Genomic DNA, 20,518 nt, shown 5'->3' with positions numbered 1-20,518 from the left:
CGAGCGGCGGCGGGACTGGCAGACTTCAGGACATGCGTGGAATCATCCTGGCGGGCGGTACCGGTTCGCGGCTGCACCCCATCACGCGCGGGGTGAGCAAGCAACTCGTGCCGGTCTACGACAAGCCGATGGTGTACTACCCGCTGTCCACCCTGATGCTCGCGGGCATCACCGAGGTGCTGGTCATCACGACTCCCGAGGACGCGCGGGCCTTCCGCCGCCTGCTCGGCGACGGCAGCCGGTTCGGCATCTCGATCGACTACGTGGTGCAGCCGGAGCCCGACGGGCTGGCGCGCGCCTTCGTCCTCGGCGCCGAGCACATCGGCGATGGTCCGGTCGCGCTCGTGCTGGGCGACAACATCTTCCACGGACCGGGGCTCGGCACCAGCCTGGACCGCTTCACCGATCTCGACGGCGGCGCCATCTTCGCCTACCGGGTCTTCGACCCCACCGCCTACGGCGTCATCGAATTCGCCGACGGCAAGGCGGTCTCGATCGAGGAGAAGCCGAAGAAGCCGCGCTCGAACTACGCCATTCCCGGCCTGTACTTCTACGACAACGACGTGGTGGAGATCGCCCGCGGGCTACGACCCTCCGATCGCGGGGAATACGAGATCACCGATATCAACCGGGCGTATCTGGAACAGGGACGGTTGCGGGTGGACGTGCTGGCCCGCGGCACCGCGTGGCTGGACACCGGCACCTTCGACTCGCTGCTGGACGCGGCCAACTACGTGCGCACCATCGAACAGCGGCAGGGACTCAAGATCGGGGTACCCGAAGAGGTGGCCTGGCGGCGCGGGTACATCGACGACGAACAACTCCGGGCGCTGGCCGAACCACTGGTGCGCTCCGGCTACGGCAGTTATCTGCTCGACCTGCTCGAGCGCGGACGGGATTGGTGAGATGGACATCCGGGAATTGACGGTCCCCGGCGCCTGGGTGATCACCCCGCGGGTGCTGACCGACGAGCGCGGGGCGTTCGCCGAATCGTTCAAGGCCTCGGAGTTCGAGAAGGCGACCGGCCGCCCGATGGATCTGCGCCAGGTGAACACGTCGGTGTCGGCGGCGGGTGTGCTGCGCGGCATCCACTACACCGAGGACCCGCCCGGCCAGGCCAAGTACGTGACCTGCGTGCGCGGCGCGTTCCTCGACGTGGTGGTCGACCTGCGGCCGGGCTCGCCCACCTACGGGCACTGGGACAGCGTGCTGATCGACGACGTGGACCGGCGCTCGGTGTTCCTGTCCGAAGGCCTCGGGCACGCGATCCTCTCGCTGGAGGACGAATCGACCGTCACCTACCTGTGCTCGCTCGAGTACACGCCCGAGGCCGATCACGACATCGACGCCTTCGATCCCACGCTGGCCATCGACTGGCCGAAGGTGGGGCGCGACGGTACTCCGCTGACCTACCTGCGCTCGCCCAAGGACCTGGCGGCGCCGCGCCTGCGCTGATACGGCCCGGGCACGCCGAGCCGGGTCAGGCCAGGGCGGCGACGGCGTCGTCGAGCAATTCGCGGGCGTCCACCGCGGCGGCGGCGATATTCGCGAATGCCGACCGGTAACGGGCGAAGTCGGCTTCCTTGTCGAGGTAGACCGGCCCGGTGAACGCCTCGACGTAGACCACGGGCGGCTCGGGTTCGACCGTGCCGTCGGCCGGGAACTCGAGAATGCCGAAACTGCCGGTCTCCATGCCCGCGTGGAAGTCCGATCCGTCGGGGATCACGCGCAGGCGCACCGTCGGGAGGTCACAGATCCGGCGCAGGTGGTCGAGCTGTTCGGCCACGACCGCGGGACCGCCGATGCGATGGCGCAGGACGGCCTCCGGGATCACCATGTCCACGCGCAGCGGTGCGCCGGGACGGGTGAGCAGCAGTTGCCTGGTGCGGCGCAGCTCCACCCGGCGCTCGAGTTCGGTGGCGGTGGCCTGGGGCCTGGCGGCACGCAGCAGGGCGCGGGTGTAGGCCTCGGTCTGCAGCAGGCCGGGGATCAGGTCGGTCTCGTAGCCGGCCAGCTGACGGGCGGCTTCCTCGAGACCGATGTAGATGTCGAAGCCCTCGGCGACCACATCGGTATAGGCGGTCCACCAGCCCCTGGCCTTGGTCTCCTTGGCCAATGCGGCCAGCGGGCCGACCATCTCGGCGGGCGCGCCGTAGACCTTGCACATCGCTTCCACATCGAGACTGCGCAGCGAGGTCTGACCGGTTTCGATCCGCCAGATCTTCGCTTCGGACCATTCCAGATGTCGGGCGGCGGTCCGCGTCGTCATTCTCGCTCGCGTGCGCAGATCACGAAGATTCCGGCCCAGCCGTCTTCGCGGCATCGTCGATCCGGTGGTCAGCTGCGACAGAACCATACGTCCCCCTAGAGCCCCTGAGATACGTCCGGTGGCTCCGCAATCGATGCGTGTCACCCGAACGGCATTGTTTCACAACAGATCCCGCGCGGCGCAACACCAGATATCAAGGGGCACAGCGAGAGCTCGCCGAGCTACGCACTCGCTATTTCCGCGAATTTCCGCGCCGGAATCGCCAGAACTGGACCGCGCGCACATCCTCGGAGAGCTGGTTGACCGGTTCGGCGACATCCGAGAGCGCCTGGAAAAGATCGTCGGCCAGCTCGCTGATGTGCTCCACCCTGGTCGCCAACCGGGAGGCATTGACGAGGAATTCGAGCATCAGGCGCACGACGGCGGCGATGGTCAGGCCCAGCGGTATCGCCACCAGCGCGGCCAGGATGCCCAGGACGAAGGTGACCTCCCACATCAGCACCACCACCGCGATCGGCACCGCGAAGGCGAAGATCAGGCCGAGCAGATAGGCCAGCGGCAACAGGGTCCGGGTGGCGGAGCGCTGGAACTGCACGTCCAGCAAGGCGCCGACGGCATCACCCACCCAACGGCGGAAGTCGCGGCGGCTGCGGAACGGCCGGGCGGGCTCGTCGTCCGGCTCGGCCTCGGCCTGGCCGGCCGGCCTGCGCAAAGCCGAAGCCTTCCAGGTGGTCCACCGGGATTCGGTCTCGAATTCGCCCGGAACGGATTCCCTGCCTTCGATCGGGTCACCGTGCGCGCCGGAGTCGCTCATGCACGCATACTGCCCCTCTGCACCGTGGCGAAACCACCGCTGACGCAAGAGGTCACTACGGTGCATACCGTGACATAGGTGCCCGGTTGTGAGAAGACCGAGATCGAAGCGATACACTTCCTCGCCGAATGAGACGTACTGCACACTCGAGAAATTTTTCCGAGAAGGCGTAACGCGCGGCCCCTCGCCTGTCGATACGCCCCATGAACGCAGGACCCCAGAGCTATCCGGGAATGGAGAAAACAGTGCGCACCACGTTTCCGACTTCCGTCTCCGCGGCCGACATGGACGCCGCGGCGCAGGACTACATCCAGCGTGGGTGGACGGTCGCAGAAACGGCCAACGGGCTGTGCCTGATCACCGACGACGAGATCTCGGCCATCGAGATCAGCGGCGAACTGGCAGGCGAGGTCCGGCGCTTCATGCGCGCGAACAACCTCAGCGGCCCGGTGATCGAGGTACCCGGCACCGAGCGTCGTGAGATTCACCTGGTGACCGGTCTGCGCAAGGCCGCGATGGCGCTCGACGCGCTGCGCGAAGCCGGCGCGATCGTCTACACCGACGGCGCGGGCGTGCCGCTGCCGCCCAGCAAGCTGTCGGCCGGTTCGGCCAGCTGGGGCGTCGCGCCGCACGAGGCCCGCTGGGTCCCGCCGGTGGTCGCCGTGGCCGCCGCCGTCCGTTCGGCCTCGAGCCGTCGCCGCGCGCAGCTGACCAGCGTCGCCTGCTGAAGCCGCACGCCCACCAGCCGAAAGTTCTCCGCCGATAGGCGGACTCCTTCCTCTGCGCAGCGGCGGCCCGCACTACCCCGCTGCTCGACCGGCATCCGCGTGGCGGATGCCGGTCTTTCTCGTTGCCCGGCACGCGCTCGCGGGAGAAATTCTCGGGCGAATGTCGCCGAGATGGCTGTGCCCGCTCCCCGGCGCGACGAAGATTGCGGACATGACCTCCGGCCGGAACATGTTGCGCACCTGCCCGCTCTGTGAGGCGGTCTGCGGCCTCGAGATCACTCTCGACGCCGAGGACCGCGTGCTCGCGGTGCGCGGCGACAAGAACGATCCGTTCAGCAAGGGATTCCTCTGTCCCAAGGGCGCCAGCCTCGGTCGCCTCGACGAGGACCCGGACCGCCTCGTCGAACCGCTGATCCGTGACCGCGCCACCGGCCGCCATCGCGAGGCGAGCTGGGACGAAGCCTTCGACTACATCGCCGAACGGTTTCCGGCGCTGGTCGCCGAGCACGGCGCGCAGGCGGCCGCGCTGTACGTCGGAAACCCGAACGCGCACACCGTCTCGGGTGCGCTGTACCTGCCGATGCTGATCAGGGCCGTCGGCACCAAGAATCTGTTCTCCGCCAGCACCGCCGACCAGATGCCCAAGCAGGTGTCCTCGGGGCTGATGTTCGGCGACCCGCTGACCGTCGCGGTACCCGATCTGGATCGCACCGACTACCTGTTGATGCTCGGCGCCAATCCGCTGGAGTCCAACGGGTCGCTGTGCACCGCGCCGGATTTCCCTGGCAGGCTCTCGGCGCTGCGCAAGCGCGGCGGCCGGCTGGTCGTGGTCGATCCGCGGGTGACCAGGACCGCGAGGCTGGCCGACGAGCATCTGTTCATCCGCCCCGGCTCCGACGCCTATCTGCTGTTCGGGCTGGTCCATACGCTTTTCGCCGAGGAACTGACCGATCTGCGGCTGCCGGTCGATGGTCTGGACGAGGTGCGTGCGGCGGCGGCGGATTTCACCCCGCAGGCCGTGACAGCGCGCACGGGCGTGCCCGCCGAGACCGTGGTCCGCATCGCCCGGGAACTCGCCGCCGCGCCGACCGCGGCGGTCTACGCCAGGATCGGCACCTGCACCGCGGAGTTCGGCACGCTCACCCAGTGGCTGGTCGATGTGCTCAATGTCCTCACCGGCAATCTGGATCGCCCGGGCGGCGCCATGTTCGCGAACGCCGCCGCGCTGGGAATCGTGCGCAGCAAGCCGTTCCGGACCGGCCGCTGGTCGAGCCGGGTGCGCGGGCTGCCGGAGGCGATGGGTGAACTCCCGATCGCCACCCTCGCCGACGAGATCCGCACGCCCGGCGAAGGACAGGTCAGGGCGCTGGTGACGGTGGCGGGCAATCCGGTGCTCTCGGCTCCGGGCGGCGCGCGTCTGGCCGAGGCGTTCGCCGGCCTCGACTTCATGGTCAGCGTCGACCGCTACCTGAACGAGACGACTCGGCACGCCGACGTGATCCTGCCGCCGCCACGCATCGTGCAGGCGCCGCATTACGACTTCGCGCTGTTGCAGTTCGCGGTGCGCAACTACGCGCGGTATTCGCGCCCGCTCGTGCCGCCGGCGGCGGGACAGCCTTCCGAGATCGAGATCCTGGTACGGCTGGCGGCCGCGCTCACCGGCCGGGAGCACCGCGACAACGGGCCGCGGGGCCAGGTGGCGGCCGTCGACGAACTGGTGATCGCCGGCATGCTGCACAAGGCGGGCATGCCGCAACGGCGGGAAGAACTGATCGGCGAGAACAGCACCGAGCAGCGCATCGACCTCATGCTGCGCCTCGGCCCGTACGGCGAGTGGAACGGCGGCACGCTGAATCTGGGGACGCTGCTCGACAATCCGCACGGCATCGACCTCGGCCCGCTGACCCCGCGCCTGCCGGGCGCGTTGCGCACGGCTACGGGCCGGGTGGACCTGGCTCCCCCGCAACTGATCAGCGATGTCGCCCGGCTGCGGGCGGACATCGCGGCGCAGCCCCCGGAATTCGTGCTGATCGGCAGACGGCACCTACGTTCCAACAACAGCTGGCTGCACAATGTGGCGAGGCTGGTGAGCGGTACGAACACCTGCACACTGCAGATCAATCCGGCCGATGTGGACCGGCTCGGGCTCGGCGAGCAGGCGGTGGTCAGCTCGGCGGCGGGCACGGTGACGGTGCCGTTGGAGCCCACCGAGACGATCATGCCGGGCGTGGTGAGCCTGCCGCACGGGTGGGGCCACGACGGGAGTTCGCAGACCGTCGCCCGGGCCCACGCCGGGGTGAATGCCAATGCGCTGACCGATGATTCGGTGGTGGACGTGCCTTCCGGAAATGCGATCTTCAACGGTGTTCCGGTGACGGTCCGACCGCTCTGACGGTCCTGTGAATCCCGCACGGCGGGTATTTCGACGCGCGCGGGAAAGAGCCGTCCGGTCCGCATTGTCACTGCAGGTCAACGGGTTACCCAGGAGGGCGATTCGGGTGACCGAAATGACCGTTGTCAGCCGCGGCCGCTGATCGTCGCCTAGGATCGGACCCGTTTTCCGGTTTATTCGCAGTTTCAGCTTTTCGAGGTTCGGGCATGTGATCGACGCGGAGCAACAACGACGTTCGACGCGGAGCAGACGACGATCCCCGGACCCCCGACCACCGCCAGGGGGCAGAAATGACGGGCAGCCAGATCGGTAGCGACGGCGAACACGCGCTCCAGGAGCGCTACGGCACCACCGCGCGCGCCGAGCGCTTCTACAGCGATCAGGTTCTGGATCGGCTCAACGAGCAGATGATCGATTTCGTGGGCCGGATGGAAATGGCCTTCATCGCCACCGCCGACAAGAACGGCGAATGCGACAACACCTTCCGCGCGGGACCGCCCGGTTTCCTGCACGTCGTCGACGAACGCACGATCGTCTACCCGGAGTACCGGGGCAACGGGGTGATGGCGAGTCTCGGCAACATCGTGGAGAACCCGCACGTCGGCATCCTGATGATCGATTTCGTGCAGGACCTGATCGGCCTGCACATCAACGGCTCGGCGCGCATCGTGGAGGACGCCACGCTGCGGCGCAGCCTGCCCGATCTGCCCGAGGCCACGGCGGGCAAGATCGCCGAGCGCTGGGTGGTGGTGGAGGTCGAGGAGGCCTACATCCACTGCCGCAAGCACATCCCGCATCTGGTTCCGGCCGAACGCGAGCAGCGCGAGTGGGGTACCGACAACACCCGCGCCAAGGGCGGCGACTACTTCGGCGCCAAGGCCGGCAAGCAGGCGGTGCTCGCGGGGTCCTAGCGGACGCGCCGCGCGGGCTCAGTGGATCTTGAAGATCACCAGGCGCTGCACGACGAAATTGATCACCGTCGCGGTGCCCTGGGCGACCACGAAGGCCGCGGTCACCGCCAGGAATTCCCTGCCGAGCAGGTGCACCATCAGCTGGTTGATGCCCACCTGCACCGCGAAGGTCGTCGCGTAGAGGGCGACCACCGCGAGGAAACGGGCCCGGCTCGGCGGGGCCTGGAAGGTCCACCGGCGGTTGATCAGGTAGGCCGTCGTCGTGCCCGCGATGAAGCCGATCGCCTTGGCGAGTGCGACCGGCAGGCCGACGAGCTCGAGCAGGATCAGGTACAGGCCGAAATCGACGATCGCCGACAGGCCGCCGGTGACGGTGAATCGGATGATCTGGGTCTTCAGATCGACACCGCCCGCATCGACGCCGCCTTCCGGATCCGCGAGGTATTCGTCGACCACGGGCAACTCGGCCGTGGGCGGTAACTGCTGTTCGGCGTGCACGGCGACGAGCCTAACGCCGCGCGCGGACGAGTTCTTGCCGTACCGGTGAGACCGACGCCGTACCGGCGAGTACGGCGAGAACGAACCCGCGCCCGCGCGGGCATGTAGCCTGTGAGCCGATGTCCACGAAAGCTCCGACCACCACTCCGACGACCGGCGACGACGAGTCCCCGAGCAGCACCGACGGCGCCGCCGAGCGCGCCGAGGCGTACACGCTGCCGACCCGGACCCGCTCGCTGTCCGGGTGGGGTCGCACCGCACCCACCTCCGCCGAAGTCCTCTCGACCAGCGATCCGGAAGTGATCGCCAAGGCCGTCGCGATGGTCGCCGAGGACAACGACGCCAAGCCCGCCCACCTGCGCCGCGGCATCGTCGCGCGCGGTCTCGGCCGCTCCTACGGCGACAACGCCCAGAACGCGGGCGGCCTGGTCGTCGACATGACCGCGCTGAACAAGATCCACCGCATCGACGCCGACACCCGGCTCGTCGACGTGGACGCGGGCGTGACGCTGGACCAGCTGATGCGCGCCGCGCTGCCGTTCGGCCTGTGGGTTCCGGTGCTGCCGGGCACCCGCCAGGTCACCGTCGGCGGCGCCATCGGCTCCGACATCCACGGTAAGAACCATCACAGCGCGGGCAGCTTCGGCAACCACGTGCGCTCGATCGATCTGCTCACCGCGGACGGCACCGTCCAGCACCTCACCCCGCGCAAGAACGCCAAGCTGTTCTGGGCGACGATCGGCGGCTGCGGCCTGACCGGCATCATCCTGCGCGTCACCATCGAGATGACCCCGACCGAGACGGCGTACTTCATCGCCGACGGCGACGTCACCGCGAGCCTGGACGAGACCATCGCCTTCCACAGCGACGGCACCGAGGACAACTACACCTACAGCTCGGCCTGGTTCGACGCGATCAGCCCGCTGCCCAAGCTGGGCCGCGCGGTGATCTCGCGCGGGTCGCTGGCCAAGCTCGACCAGCTGCCCAAGAAGCTGCGCAAGAACCCGCTCGGCTTCACCGGCAAGACCTTCCTGACCTTCCCCGACCTGTTCCCGAACGGCCTGCTCAACAAGCAGACCTTCACGCTGGCCACCGAGGTCTGGTACCGCAAGGGCGCCACCTACCGGCAGAAGCCGCAGAACCTGACCGCCTTCTACCACCCGCTGGACATGCTCGGCGAGTGGAACCGCGCCTACGGTTCACAGGGCTTCCTGCAGTACCAGTTCGTGGTGCCGCCGGAGGCCGTCGAGGAGTTCAAGCAGATCCTGATCGACGTCCAGCGCAGCGGGCACTACTCGTTCCTGAACGTGTTCAAGTACTTCGGCGAGGGCAACCAGGCCCCGCTGAGCTTCCCGATGCCCGGCTGGAACGTCTGCCTGGACTTCCCCATCCGGCCCGGCCTCAACGAGTTCGTCACCGAATTGGACGCCCGCGTCCTGGAATTCGGCGGCAGGCTCTACACCGGCAAGGACTCGCGCACCACCGCCGAGACCTTCCACAAGATGTATCCCCGGATCGACGAGTGGATCAAGACCCGCCGCAGCGTCGACCCCACAGGCGTTTTCATGTCCGATATGGCCAGGAGGCTGGAACTCCAGTGATCAATGCCGTAGGCAACCCGCAAGCCATCCTGCTGCTCGGCGGCACGTCGGAGATCGGCCTCGCGATCTGCGCGGAGTACCTGAAGAAGGGCCCCGCCCGCATCATCCTCGCGACGCTGCCCGGCGACCGGCTCACCGAGAGCGCGGTCGAGCAGATGAAGGCGGCCGGGGCGAGCGAGGTCGAGGTGATCGACTTCGACGCGCTCGACCCCGACAGCCACCCCAAGGTGATCGACACGGCCTGGGCGCGCGGTGACGTCGATGTCGCGATCGTGGCGTTCGGCCTGCTCGGCGAGGCCGAGGAATTGTGGCGCGACCAGCGCAAGGCGGTCCAGATCGCCGGCGTGAACTACACCGCCGCGGTGTCGGTCGGCGTGCTGGTGGGCGAGAAGATGAAGGCGCAGGGCTACGGGCGCATCATCGCCATGTCCTCGGCGGCCGGCGAGCGGGTCAAGCGCTCCAACTTCGTCTACGGCTCCACCAAGGCCGGACTGGACGGGTTCTACCTCGGCCTGGGCGAGGCGTTGCGCCCGTTCGGCCCGCGCGTGCTCGTGGTGCGGCCCGGCCAGGTGCGCACCTCCACGACGCTGGCGCACTGGAAGTCGACCGGCACCAAGGAGGCGCCGCTCACCGTCGACAAGGAAGACGTTGCCGCGCTGGCGGTTTCGGCCTCCGACAAGGGCAAGGAGCTGGTCTGGGCGCCGGGCGCCTTCCGCTACGTGATGATCGTGCTGCGCCACATTCCGCGCGCGATCTTCCGCAAGCTGCCGCTCTGAGCCAGGGTTTCGCGCCCAGGGCGTGAACAGGTCTCGATCCGAGGGCCGCGCATCCACCGGGTGCGCGGCCCTCGGTGGTTGCGGCCCGGCGATCGCCGCGGCCTCGGCGATCCGTGCGGCTACGTGATCCCGCCCGCCGGCGAGCGGTCGCCCGCGACCGCGGAGTCGGTCGTGCCGTGCTGGGCCCGCTGCCACCGTGGGCGGCCGGCCGAGCTCACCGATGAGCGGCGGGGTGGTGTGGGCGCGTGCCTCCACTAGGCTTGCCCCGACGTGAAGGCGGATGGACGAAGCCGGAGGTTGGCGCGCCGATGACGACGAGCGACGGAGGACGGCTGCGGCCGCTGGTGCGTCAGGCGGGCGGTGCGGCCGGCGAGGCCGCGATCGCCGTGCTGGTGGCGGCGGTGGTGGCCGCGATCGGGCTGGTCGCGTTCTCGCTGGTGCAGTGGCCCGCGTTCAACGCCTCGAATGTGACCAGGGCACTGACGACGGTCGGCCAAGTGGCGGCCGCGGCCATGCTGGTGGCGGCCATCGTGCTGGTGCGGATGCGCAGAGCCCGGTGGATCGCGAAACTGCTGTCCTGGGCGGGCATCTCCGCGTTCGTGACGGTGACGATCGGCATGCCGCTGGCCGCGACCAAGCTCTACCTCTTCGGCGTCTCGGTCGATCAGGAGTTCCGCACCGAATACCTCACCCGGCTCACCGACAGCCCGGCCCTGCGCGACATGACCTATGCCGACATCCCGCCGTTCTACCCGGCGGGCTGGTTCTGGATCGGCGGCCGGTTCGGCGACGCGCTCGGCCTGGCCGGCTGGGAGAGCTTCAAGCCCTACGCCATCGTCTCGCTCGCGGTCGCCGCCGCGCTGGCTCTGGTTCTGTGGACCTGGCTGGTGCGCGCCGACTGGGCCATCGCGGTCGCCGCCGCCACCACCGCGGTCACCCTGGCCTACGCCTCGCCGGAGGCCTACAGCGCCGTCATCGTGCTGCTGCTCGGGCCGACCCTGCTGCTGGCCTGGGGAGCGTTGCACCGGCCCGCACCGGAGCTGCTGCCCGGCAGCGCGGCCGTCGGCCGCACCGCGACCGCAGGCACCGGCGGCGGTACCGCTGTCGCCACCCCGGCACGCGCCGGCGGCCCTGGCAGCGCTGCACCGGTCACCGGTGGCGACAGCGCCGCACCAGCCGACACCGACACAGGCAACGCCGCACCAGCCGACACCGACACAGGCAACGCCGCACCAGCCGACACCGACACAGGCAACGCCGCACCAGCCGACACCGACACAGGCAACGCCGCACCAGCCGACACCGGCGCAGGCAGCGCCGGAGCGGCCGAGTCACCGGCACGACGCGGCAATCGCGGCGACGGCACGGCGGGCGGCTGGGGAGCGGTGATCGGCACGGGCCTGCTGCTCGGCCTCGCCGCGACCTTCTACACGCTCTACCTGGGCGTCGCCGCCTTCGCGGTGGCGTTGATGGGGCTGCTCGCCGCCGGTCTCGCGGTATGGGCGCGCAGGCAGGCCTCGCGGCCGGGTCGCGGGAGGACTCCGGTCGCCACCGGCCCCGCGTGGCGCGCCGCCGTCCCGCCGCTGCTGCGGTTGCTCGTGATAGCCGTGATTGCGGGACTCGTGGCGGCGACCGTGTGGCTGCCGGTGCTGATCGAGATGCTCACCACGACCACCCCGAGCTCGGGCACAGCGCTGCACTACCTGCCGCGCGCGGGCGCCGAACTGCCGCTGCCCATGTTCGAGTTCACGCTGCTGGGCGGGTTGTGCCTGATCGGCACGATCTGGCTGGTGGTGCGGGCGTCCTCGTCACGACGTGCGCAGGCGCTCGGCGTCGGCGTGCTGGCGATCTACCTGTGGTGCCTGCTGTCGATGCTGGCGACCGCGGCGGGAACCACGCTGCTCTCGTTCCGGCTGGAGGCGCCGCTGCTGGCGCTGCTGGCCGCAGCGGGGACGTTCGGTTTCGCGGAGGGTGCGCGGGCGGCGTATCAGGCGTTCAACGAGCCGGAGCGGTTCCGGCTCGCGGTCGCGGCGATCGCGATCATCGGCGCGCTGGCGTTCGCACAGGACATTCCGCACGTGCTGACACCCGAGATCAACACCGCCTACACCGACACCGACGGCAACGGCGAGCGCGCCGACAAGCGTCCGCCCGGCGCGGCCTCCTATTACCGCGAGATCGACGAGGCGCTGCGCGCGCAGACCGGCAAGAAGCGCGACGAGACGGTGGTCCTCACCGCCGACACCACCTTCCTCGCGTTCTATCCGTACTTCGGGTTCCAGGGCCTGACATCGCACTACGCCAACCCGCTGGCCGACTTCCCCGCCCGTGCCGCGCTCATCGCCGACTGGAGCGAGCTGGAATCACCGGCCGAACTGCTCGGTGCCCTCGAGCAGAGCCCGTGGCGCGCGCCCGACGCCTTCCTCTTCCGCCGCAGCGGCGACGACTACACCCTGCGGCTGGCCGAGGACGTCTACCCCAACGACCCCAACGTCCGTCGCTACACCGTCACCTTCCCCGGAGGCCTGTTCGACGATCCGGCCTTCACCGTCACCGACATCGGCCCGTTCACCCTGGTCACCCTGCGGCGCTGAGCACAGCGCGAATGCATGCTCAGCGCAGGATTCCCAGGGACGCCTGGCAGGCCGGCGATCGCGACCGGCACAGCCCATCTGCTGCGCGCAAGCAGCAGGACGGCCGCGCACAGTCCGCCCCGGACACCGATGGACCAGCAGATCGCCGATCTGCAGGGCTCGTTCGATTTACGGGTGGCGGCGGTGGTGGCGCGCCTTCGTGAGGTGGACCGCAGCGGGCCGGTGGCTAGCATGACTGATCGTGCGACCGGACCGAGCTACTCGAGCGTTCTCCCGTTACCGCCTGATCGCCCTGGTCTCCGGGCTCCTCGGCTTCCTGCTGGCGTTGCTGACGCCGCTGCTGCCGGTGCGCCAGGAGCAGGCGGTGCTGGACTGGCCCCAGGCGGACGCGTCGAGTGTCAGCGCACCACTGGTCTCGTATGTGCCGCTGCGGGTGGAGGCCTCGCTACCGTGCGCCACGCTGACCTCAGGAGCGGGAACGCTGCTGTCGACCGTCCCGGCGGCGTCCGGGAAGGCCACCGCCGAGGGCTTGGTCGTCTCGATCGCCGACGACACCCTGTCGGTGATCCAGCGTGACGTGCCGCTGCTGTCGGCTCCGGTCGCCGAGATCGCCGGGTGCGGCGCGATCGAGATCACGGCGACCGACGCGGCGACGACGGTCGAGTTCACCGATGTGCGGCGCGAGGACGGAACAGCCTTCGCCAACACCGTGACGCGCGACATCCGGCCCCAGATGGTCGGCGTGTTCACCGATCTCGACGCCGGCCGGCTCGACGGCGCACGGCTGCACGCCGATATCGACTCCCGGTTCAGCTCCTCGCCGAGCCCGCTCAAGCTGGCGGTGATGATCGCCGCGGCCGTGTTCACGATCGTCGCGCTGATCGCGCTGCACCTGCTCGACACCGCCGACGGGCGCCGTGCCAGGCGCTTCCTGCCCGCGCACTGGTGGAAGTTCACCCTTGCCGACGGCGCGATCCTGGGCACGCTGCTGGTGTGGCACGTGATCGGTGCCAACACCTCCGACGACGGCTACATCCTGACCATGGCCCGCGCCTCCGAGCACTCGGGCTACATGGCCAACTACTACCGCTGGTTCGCGGTGCCGGAGGCCCCGTTCGGCTGGTCCTACGAGGTGCTGGCCTGGATGGCGAAGGTCTCCACGGCGAGCATGTGGATGCGCCTGCCGACGCTGCTGGCCGGCATCGTCTGCTGGCTGGTGATCAGCCGCGAGGTGCTGCCCCGCCTGGGTGCGCGGGTGCGCCGGAACAGGATCGCGCTGTGGACGGCGGGCCTGGTGTTCCTGGCGTTCTGGCTGCCCTACGACAACGGCCTGCGTCCGGAACCGCTGATCGCCGCGGGCGCGCTGCTGACCTGGTGCTCGATCGAGCGCGCCGTGGCCACCGGACGCCTGCTGCCCGCGGCGCTGGCCATCCTCATCGCGGCGTTCTCGCTGGCCGCCGGACCCACCGGCTTGATCTGTGTGGCCGCGCTGATCGCCGGATCGGGGCCGGTGCTGCGGATCATCGTCAAGCGCGGGCGTGGCACCGGGGTGTTGGGCTACTCGTCGCTGCTGCTGCCCGGTCTGGCGGCGGGCACGCTGGTGCTGATCGTGGTTTTCGCCGATCAGACGCTGGCCACGGTCATGGAGGCCACCCGGGTCCGCACGCTGGTCGGCCCGAACGTGGCGTGGTTCGACGAGCGGACCCGCTGGGATTCGCTGCTCATGCTGGCGCCGGACGGCTCGCTGGCCAGGCGTTTCGGTGTGCTGCTGATGCTGCTGTGCCTGCTGGTGTGTGTGCTGCAGGTGCTGCGCAAGGGCCGCATTCCCGGCACCTCGCGCGGGCCCTCGGTGCGCATCCTCGGCATCGTCTTCGCCTCACTGCTGCTGATGATGTTCACCCCCACGAAGTGGACCCATCACTTCGGCGTCTACGCGGGCTTGGCCGGGTCGCTGGCCGCGCTGGCCGCGGTCGCGGTGGGCACGGCGGCGATCCGCTCGCCGCGCAACCGGGCACTGTTCGCGGCGGCGGTGCTGTTCGTGCTGGCGATCACCTTCACCGGCTCCAACGGCTGGTGGTATGTCTCCAGCTACGGCATCCCGTGGTGGGACAAGGCGCCGATGATCGCGGGCAAGGGCATCTCGACGCTCTTCCTCGGACTGACCGCCATGGCGCTGCTGTTCGCGCTCTGGCACCACTACCGGCTGTCCTTCCGCGCCCGGCCGCGCGGCTCCGGCAACGGGTTCGATCGCCTCGCGGGCGCGCCCATCACCATCGCCGCCGCGCTCATGGTGCTGTTCGAGGTGGCCTCACTGGCCAAGGGCGCGATCGGCCAGAGTCCGGCCTACTCCATCGCCAAATCCAATATCGCGTCGCTGGCGGGCAATCCGTGCGCGCTGGCCGACGAGGTGCTGGTGGAGACGAACACCGCCGATTCGCTGCTCGAGCCCTACGATGTGGCCCCGGCCGACGGACCGGCCGCCGATGTCGAGGGCTTCACCCCGGACGGCGTGGCGCGCGACCTCACCGCCGACGCCGAGGAGACCGCCACCGGCGGCGCCAACTCCGTCGACGGCGGCGGGGAGAACAAGACCACCGACACCACCGGCGCGGGCACCGGCGGCGGCGTCACCGAACAGACCGGTATCAACGGCAGCTCGGTGGCACTGCCCTTCGGCCTCGACCCGGCCCGCACCCCCGTACTCGGCTCCTACCAGCAGGGCGAGCAGCGTCAGGCCTCGCTGACCACACACTGGTACCGCCTGGACCAGACCGCCGACAGCTTCCGCAACGACCCCGCCAACCGGGTGCTGGTCGTGACCGCAGCAGGCCGCATCCGTTCCATCGATGCCGACGGCGTGGTCACCTACGGCCAGGACCTGAGGCTGGAGTACGGCGTCCGGGGCGCCGACGGCGAGGTGGAGGTGCTCGGTTCGGTGCTGCCGCTGGACATCGGCCCCGCGCCGTCCTGGCGCAACCTGCGGGTGCCGCTGGACGAGCTGCCCGCCGAGGTGAACGCGGTGCGCCTGGTGGCCGTGGACAACGACATCACCGAACGGCAGTGGCTCGCGATCACCCCGCCGCGGCTGCCGCAGCTGTCGACGTTGCAGTCGGTGGTCGGCGAGACCGCGCCGGTGCTGCTCGACTGGCATGTCGGCCTGGCCTTCCCCTGCCAGCGGCCCTTCGACCACCACGCCGGCGTCGCCGAGGCGCCGCAGTGGCGCATCCTGCCCGACCGGGTCGGCTCGGACGCCTCCAACGCCTGGCAGGACCACATCGGCGGCGGCCCGCTCGGCTGGACCGAACTGCTGCTGAAGGCCGAGACGGTGCCCAGCTACCTGCGCGACGACTGGCGCCGGGACTGGGGCTCGCTGGAACGGTTCACCCCCTACGACCCGGCCGCCGAGCCCGCGGATATCGGAACCAGCACGGTCACCCGGTCCGGTGCCGCCTCCGACGCGCCGATCCGCGCGCGCTGACCGGCCGGTCCGCCGAATACCGGACAAGCGTCCGGTATTCGGCGGCGAAATCCGCTGCGCTACGCGGAGTTTCGAGACAATGACACCTTCGTAACCGAAGCTGCGAAAACGAGACATCCAATGTTTCGGAACGTACCCTGTGGGGTATGACAGGAGCCTTCGATGACATGGATCTCCGCGATCTGGTCGACCTGCTCACCGACGAGGAGAAGCACGAGCTACGTCCCTCGGTACTGCGGGTGCTGAATCGCCTCCCGGCGCAGGAGGTGCTGCGCCGTGAATTAGGGCGGCGCTTACTCGAGGTCTGAGACCTTCCCCGCAGAGCGGAAGCTCTGCGGCTCCCCACGAACGACCAAGGGCCGTGGCCGCGGAAATCCGCTGCCACGGCCCTCTCTCTTCGGCCGGTCGGTCTTCTAGAACACCCGCATCTCCCCCGGCGACCACAGGCCGTTCCTGGTCTCGGTCGAGGTGGTCAGCTCGGCGGGCACCGCGTCGCGGTCGTACTGGTCGTAGCGCTCCAGCGAACCCCAGTCCCTGGCCCAGTCGTCACGCAGGTAGGTCGGCAGCGTGGTGGAGCGCGCCAGCATCTGCGCGAAGCCGAGCGGGCCGCCGAACTCCTGGGCCTGCCAGGTGTTGGTGGAGCTGACGGCCAGCGGGCGATCCGGCAGCACCCGGTACCGCGGCACCTCGGCCACGCCGTTCTCGTGGAAGAACGGCCGCTGGCACGGGAACTGCAGGCCGACGGCCCAGTCCAGCAGCACCGGCTGCTCGGAGCCGAGGTAGCTGTTCAGCGACTCCAGCACCGGTACCCGCGGCGGGGTGAACGCCAGCCACTGGTCGCCGATCAGGATGGGGTCGTTGGCCACGATGCGCACCGCGTCGGCATCGGGGGGCAGCGCGTCCAGCGGCACCCGTAGATTGCGCCAGGACGGGAACGGGCCGATATCGCGCGGCAGGTACCGGCCCTGCTCGAGCACGGTGCCGTCGGGCTGGCGCTTGCCGTAGACGAGCTCGAGCTCCTGGCCGTAGCTCATCTTGCCGGTGTCGTCGAAGGACAGCACCCGCCCCGCCGCCGAGATGACGATCAGCGGCCGGTCCGCGGAGCGCTCCGGCAGCTCGTACCAGCTCGACACCAGCCGCGCGGGCTGCTGCACGCCGCGCTGGTAGCTACCCATCACCGGCGTGCTGGCCGGATCGAGCCCGAAGGGCAGGGCCACGGTGGAGCCGTTGACGCCGAGCGCGCCCTGACCGCCGCCGGTGCCCGCGCTCTCGCCCTCGGCGAAGTTCGCGCCGACCGACTGGCTGGAGGTGTTGCCGGTACCCGGCTTGACCTCCACGGCGTCGGCGGACAGATCGTCGGGCACGCCGTTGGGGTCGAAGCCCACCGGGTTCGCCCCGGCCAGCGGATCCGACTCGGGCGGCAGGGCGGGATCGACGATGGGGTTCAGCCTGCCCTGGTTCGGGTCGGCCTCGACCAGCACGTCGTTGGCCAGGCCGCAGGAGTCGCCGGTGAGCGCGTCGAAGTTCGAGCGGGCGAGCGAGTAGGCCGGATACTGCGAGACCGCGCCCTTGGCCAGCGAAGCCACCTCGAGCAACACCATCAGCGCCGCCACCACGGTCAGCGGAATCGCGGCGAACCGGCGGATGCGCCTGCCGCGCACGGTCCTCGCCGAGGGCTGCGGCGGGGTGTAGTCCTCGCGCAGGGTGAACCAGGCGACCAGCGCCAGCGCCAGGCCGAACAGGATCAGGGCGAAGGTGTTGGACTGGTAGCCGCTCAGCGAGATCGGCTTGTCGAACCACGGCACGCCGAAGCTGGAGACGTACCAGTAGCCGTTGATGCCGGAGAACGAGATGGCGAGCACGAACAGCAGGCCGGCCAGGAAGATGGCCCGGTTCTTGCGCGCCCGCAGGGCCGACGCCGAGACCGCGACGGCGGTCACGGCCGCCAACGAACCGGCGATGCCCGCGTACGCGCCGAAGTGGTGGGTCCACTTCGTCGGGTTGAACATCATGAAGAAGATCGTGCCGAAGACGATCCCCATCAGACGCCAGGTCGGCGCGCTCGCGATGCCGGGCACCCGCCTGCGGCGCAGCAGCACCAGCATGGTGGTGAACAGGCACAGCAGCATCACCAGGAACGCGAAACGCCGCGACAGCGAGCCGTCGACGGTCTCCACGAACAGGTAGTAGTAGCGCAGGTAGTCCTCGTACCAGGCCAGGTTCGGGCCGGTGGCCTGCCGGACCCGGTTGGCCTCCATGATCCCGGCGAAGGTCTGGTCGCCGAAGACCACGACCAACACCAGGAACCCGGCCGCGGCGATCGGGGCGAGCAGCGCGACGGTCCCGTGCTCGCGGTGACGGCGCACCACGATGCGCACCAGCGGGCGGATGCCCGCCAGCAGCGCGGCGATACACATCAGACCGGTCGGCGCGGCGGCGAGGGTGAAGGCCGCGATGAGCACCGCCGTACCGGCGGGCAGCAGGCGGCCGGTCGCGATGGCCCGCTCGATGGAAACCCAGGTCAGCAGCGCGCCGAGCGCCACGATGGGCTCCGAGCGCAGGCCGTTGTCGAAGGGCAGCCAGAACGCCAGGAACACCAGGCCGCCGGTCCACAGCGCCACCCTGCTGGTGCGCACGCCGCGCCCGAGCCGGGGCACCACCTCGCGGCTGATGACCATCCAGCACAGGATCGCGCAGAACAGCGCGGGCAGGCGCACCCACGGGCTGGCCGTGGAGATCTCGGCGAACACCTGGATGACGTAGTAGTACCAGCCGAACGGCGCCTCGGGGACGCCGAACCAGCGGAAGTAGTTGGCCATGTAGCCGGACTCGGGCGCGACCCGGACCATGCTCAGGATGTAGCCGTCGTCGGAGGTGTTGGCGCCGATGAAGTGCCAGAGCACCAGCGTGCCGATCACCGCGCCGTCCACGCCGGTCGGCCTGAACCAGTTGGCCGGCAGGAACCGGCGGTGGCCGCGGCCGTCGCTACCGTCGAGGCGGGCCAGCGCGCCGAGCGCCAGCAGCGTGCACAGCACCGCGGCGATGATCGCGGTCAGCTTGATCCAGGTGGGGCTGGAGCTGAAGCGGGTGTCGACGGTCATGTCGAAGGACAGACCGGCCGGGACCGCGCCCTCGAGATCGGAGAACACGCCGACCACCTGCGGGCGGAAATCGCCCGCCATCCGGCCCTCGACGGGCACCTGGACGATCTCGGTCCGCCCGGGCTCACCCTCGACGGCACGCTCGACATCCCGGAACATGCCGGTGAACGCGGCGGTCGTGCTCTCGTTGTCGGAGGCGATGTCGATCGAGGAGCATTCGCCGATCCGGGCGCGCTCGGCCGAAGCCACCACCGCGTTGCGGTTGACCACGTCCACCGAGGACTCCGAGACCCGCACGAACATGGCCTCCAGCGCCGCGCGGTCGCCCTGCGGCGGCGCGGTCGCCAGCAGCATGCCGCCCTGCGGGGGCAGCGCGTCCACCGCCGCGCACGGGATGCTCGCGGTCAGGTCGATCGGCACCTGCGCCATCAGCGGCGCCTGCACGTTTCGCAGCGAATCGCCCTGCGGCCAGTTCAGCACCGCGGTGGTCTGGCTGACCGGGAGGAACGGCACCGCGAGCGCCAGCAGCGTGCCCAGCACGCCGGCCACCACGGCGACGATTCGCGCGGTGCGGAAATCTCGCGGGCGAACCTCGGGAGTGGCGGGCGGCTTCGTCAAGACAGCTGTAGCGACGTCGGACACGGAACGCAATGCTAGCCGTTACCCGGATTCGAAGTACCCCCGCCGCGACCGGCCCGGCAAGCCGTTGTCCGCGGCCTTCGGCAACCCCGCCGCGACCCGTCGCGGCGAAACCGGACCCGACTTGCTGACCCCTGCCCACCGGGATGGAAAGGTGGGGGTATGACCAAGGTGAATCTCGAGACGAATTTCGGACCCATCGTTCTGGAACTGGACGAGGCCAAGGCGCCCGCGACCGTCGCCAACTTCCTGGAGTACGTCAACTCGGGCCACTACAACGGCACCATCTTCCACCGCGTGATCCCCGACTTCATGGTTCAGGGCGGCGGCTTCGAGCCCGGCTTGCGCCAGAAGGGCACCAAGGCCCCCATCAAGAACGAGGCCACCAACGGCCTCAAGAACGACAAGTACACCGTCGCGATGGCCCGCACCAACGACCCGCACTCGGCCACCGCTCAGTTCTTCATCAATGTCGCCGACAACGCCTTCCTCAACCACACCTCCCCCAGCCCGTCCGGCTGGGGCTACGCGGTCTTCGGCAAGGTCGTCGAGGGCTCCGCGGTCGTCGACAAGATCGCCGGCGTCAAGACCGGCTCGGCCGGCATGCACCAGGACGTCCCCACCGAGGACGTGGTGATCAACTCGGCCACCGTGGCCTGATCAGCCCCTCTTCAGGAGGGTTCCGTCACCGGCTCCCGGTGGCGGAACCCTCTCGTC

15 protein-coding genes are annotated in these 20,518 nt (G+C 69.6%); 11 read left to right on the top strand and 4 right to left on the bottom strand.

All coding sequences use genetic code 11. The annotated features are described in order from the left end of the window. Positions 1-32 precede the first annotated feature (32 nt). Positions 33-905, top strand: coding sequence for a glucose-1-phosphate thymidylyltransferase RfbA (gene rfbA, locus ON26_RS00560; protein ID WP_040793920.1), 873 nt, complete (start codon positions 33-35; stop codon positions 903-905). Position 906: 1 nt separating this feature from the next. Further along, positions 907-1,455 carry a dTDP-4-dehydrorhamnose 3,5-epimerase family protein gene (locus ON26_RS00555; protein ID WP_040793919.1) on the top strand — a complete coding sequence of 183 codons (549 nt, stop codon included), beginning with the start codon at positions 907-909 and terminating at the stop codon, positions 1,453-1,455. 25 nt (positions 1,456-1,480) lie between these two features. Here ON26_RS00555 and ON26_RS00550 read toward each other — a convergent pair whose 3' ends face one another. Both ON26_RS00550 and ON26_RS00545 read right to left on the bottom strand, forming a co-directional pair. Beyond that, entirely contained in the window at positions 1,481-2,323 is an 843-nt protein-coding gene (locus ON26_RS00550; protein ID WP_281032341.1) for a helix-turn-helix domain-containing protein, read from the bottom strand. Positions 2,324-2,501: 178 nt separating this feature from the next. Beyond that, complete coding sequence (locus ON26_RS00545; RefSeq protein WP_040793918.1) at positions 2,502-3,083, bottom strand: DUF4282 domain-containing protein; 582 nt, start codon at positions 3,081-3,083, stop codon at positions 2,502-2,504. Positions 3,084-3,328: 245 nt separating this feature from the next. On the opposite strand from ON26_RS00545, the gene ON26_RS00540 reads away from it, so the two are divergent. From ON26_RS00540 to ON26_RS00530, 3 genes are all read left to right on the top strand, one after another. Next, complete coding sequence (locus tag ON26_RS00540) at positions 3,329-3,811, top strand: hypothetical protein (RefSeq protein WP_040793980.1); 483 nt, start codon at positions 3,329-3,331, stop codon at positions 3,809-3,811. 211 nt (positions 3,812-4,022) lie between these two features. Beyond that, positions 4,023-6,203 (top strand): molybdopterin oxidoreductase family protein, encoded by a 2,181-nt coding sequence (locus tag ON26_RS00535; protein WP_040793917.1) that lies wholly within the window; start codon positions 4,023-4,025, stop codon positions 6,201-6,203. Between the two features lie 290 nt (positions 6,204-6,493). Then, positions 6,494-7,114, top strand: a complete 621-nt coding sequence (locus ON26_RS00530) for a pyridoxamine 5'-phosphate oxidase family protein (RefSeq protein WP_040793916.1) — start codon at positions 6,494-6,496, stop codon at positions 7,112-7,114. Positions 7,115-7,132: 18 nt separating this feature from the next. Here ON26_RS00530 and ON26_RS00525 read toward each other — a convergent pair whose 3' ends face one another. Beyond that, complete coding sequence (locus ON26_RS00525) at positions 7,133-7,612, bottom strand: GtrA family protein (protein ID WP_083883633.1); 480 nt, start codon at positions 7,610-7,612, stop codon at positions 7,133-7,135. A 119-nt stretch (positions 7,613-7,731) separates the two neighbouring features. Between ON26_RS00525 and dprE1 the strand changes: the two genes are divergently transcribed. From dprE1 to ON26_RS33800, 5 genes are all read left to right on the top strand, one after another. Next, positions 7,732-9,213 (top strand): decaprenylphosphoryl-beta-D-ribose oxidase, encoded by a 1,482-nt coding sequence (gene dprE1, locus ON26_RS00520; RefSeq protein WP_040793915.1) that lies wholly within the window; start codon positions 7,732-7,734, stop codon positions 9,211-9,213. Beyond that, entirely contained in the window at positions 9,210-9,989 is a 780-nt protein-coding gene (gene dprE2 / locus ON26_RS00515; RefSeq protein ID WP_040793914.1) for a decaprenylphospho-beta-D-erythro-pentofuranosid-2-ulose 2-reductase, read from the top strand. The genes dprE1 and dprE2 overlap by 4 nt, the downstream gene beginning before the upstream one ends. Before the next feature lie 308 nt (positions 9,990-10,297). Next, a complete protein-coding gene (locus ON26_RS00510; RefSeq protein WP_051026448.1) occupies positions 10,298-12,583 on the top strand; it encodes an arabinofuranosyltransferase in 2,286 nt (761 codons plus the stop codon). Positions 12,584-12,824: 241 nt separating this feature from the next. Beyond that, a complete protein-coding gene (locus tag ON26_RS00505) occupies positions 12,825-16,061 on the top strand; it encodes an arabinosyltransferase domain-containing protein (RefSeq protein WP_040793913.1) in 3,237 nt (1,078 codons plus the stop codon). A gap of 146 nt (positions 16,062-16,207) precedes the next feature. After that, positions 16,208-16,369, top strand: a complete 162-nt coding sequence (locus ON26_RS33800; protein ID WP_169333667.1) for a hypothetical protein — start codon at positions 16,208-16,210, stop codon at positions 16,367-16,369. Positions 16,370-16,474: 105 nt separating this feature from the next. On the opposite strand, the gene ON26_RS00500 is transcribed toward ON26_RS33800, so the two are convergent. After that, on the bottom strand, positions 16,475-19,804 hold the full coding sequence (locus tag ON26_RS00500; protein ID WP_040793912.1) for an arabinosyltransferase domain-containing protein: 3,330 nt from the start codon (positions 19,802-19,804) through the stop codon (positions 16,475-16,477). 159 nt (positions 19,805-19,963) lie between these two features. Here ON26_RS00500 and ON26_RS00495 point away from each other — a divergent pair, with 159 nt between their 5' ends. Then, positions 19,964-20,461, top strand: a complete 498-nt coding sequence (locus ON26_RS00495; RefSeq protein WP_040793911.1) for a peptidylprolyl isomerase — start codon at positions 19,964-19,966, stop codon at positions 20,459-20,461. The last annotated feature ends 57 nt before the right edge of the window (positions 20,462-20,518 follow it).

Source organism: Nocardia higoensis NBRC 100133, from assembly GCF_000308595.1.
GTDB lineage: Bacteria > Actinomycetota > Actinomycetes > Mycobacteriales > Mycobacteriaceae > Nocardia > Nocardia higoensis.
The sequence above is the reverse complement of the archived record's forward strand: the minus strand, read 5'-3'. Positions and strand labels throughout refer to the sequence as shown.

What these genes read in the sequence shown, in the direction of transcription:
- rfbA (WP_040793920.1), top strand. Translation starts at nt 33, where the DNA reads ATGCGTGGAATCATCCTGGCGGGCGGTACCGGTTCGCGGCTGCACCCC.
- ON26_RS00555 (WP_040793919.1), top strand. Translation starts at nt 907, where the DNA reads ATGGACATCCGGGAATTGACGGTCCCCGGCGCCTGGGTGATCACCCCG.
- ON26_RS00550 (WP_281032341.1), bottom strand. Translation starts at nt 2,323, where the DNA reads ATGCCGCGAAGACGGCTGGGCCGGAATCTTCGTGATCTGCGCACGCGA.
- ON26_RS00545 (WP_040793918.1), bottom strand. Translation starts at nt 3,083, where the DNA reads ATGAGCGACTCCGGCGCGCACGGTGACCCGATCGAAGGCAGGGAATCC.
- ON26_RS00535 (WP_040793917.1), top strand. Translation starts at nt 4,023, where the DNA reads ATGACCTCCGGCCGGAACATGTTGCGCACCTGCCCGCTCTGTGAGGCG.
- ON26_RS00530 (WP_040793916.1), top strand. Translation starts at nt 6,494, where the DNA reads ATGACGGGCAGCCAGATCGGTAGCGACGGCGAACACGCGCTCCAGGAG.
- dprE1 (WP_040793915.1), top strand. Translation starts at nt 7,732, where the DNA reads ATGTCCACGAAAGCTCCGACCACCACTCCGACGACCGGCGACGACGAG.
- ON26_RS00510 (WP_051026448.1), top strand. Translation starts at nt 10,298, where the DNA reads ATGACGACGAGCGACGGAGGACGGCTGCGGCCGCTGGTGCGTCAGGCG.
- ON26_RS33800 (WP_169333667.1), top strand. Translation starts at nt 16,208, where the DNA reads ATGACAGGAGCCTTCGATGACATGGATCTCCGCGATCTGGTCGACCTG.
- ON26_RS00495 (WP_040793911.1), top strand. Translation starts at nt 19,964, where the DNA reads ATGACCAAGGTGAATCTCGAGACGAATTTCGGACCCATCGTTCTGGAA.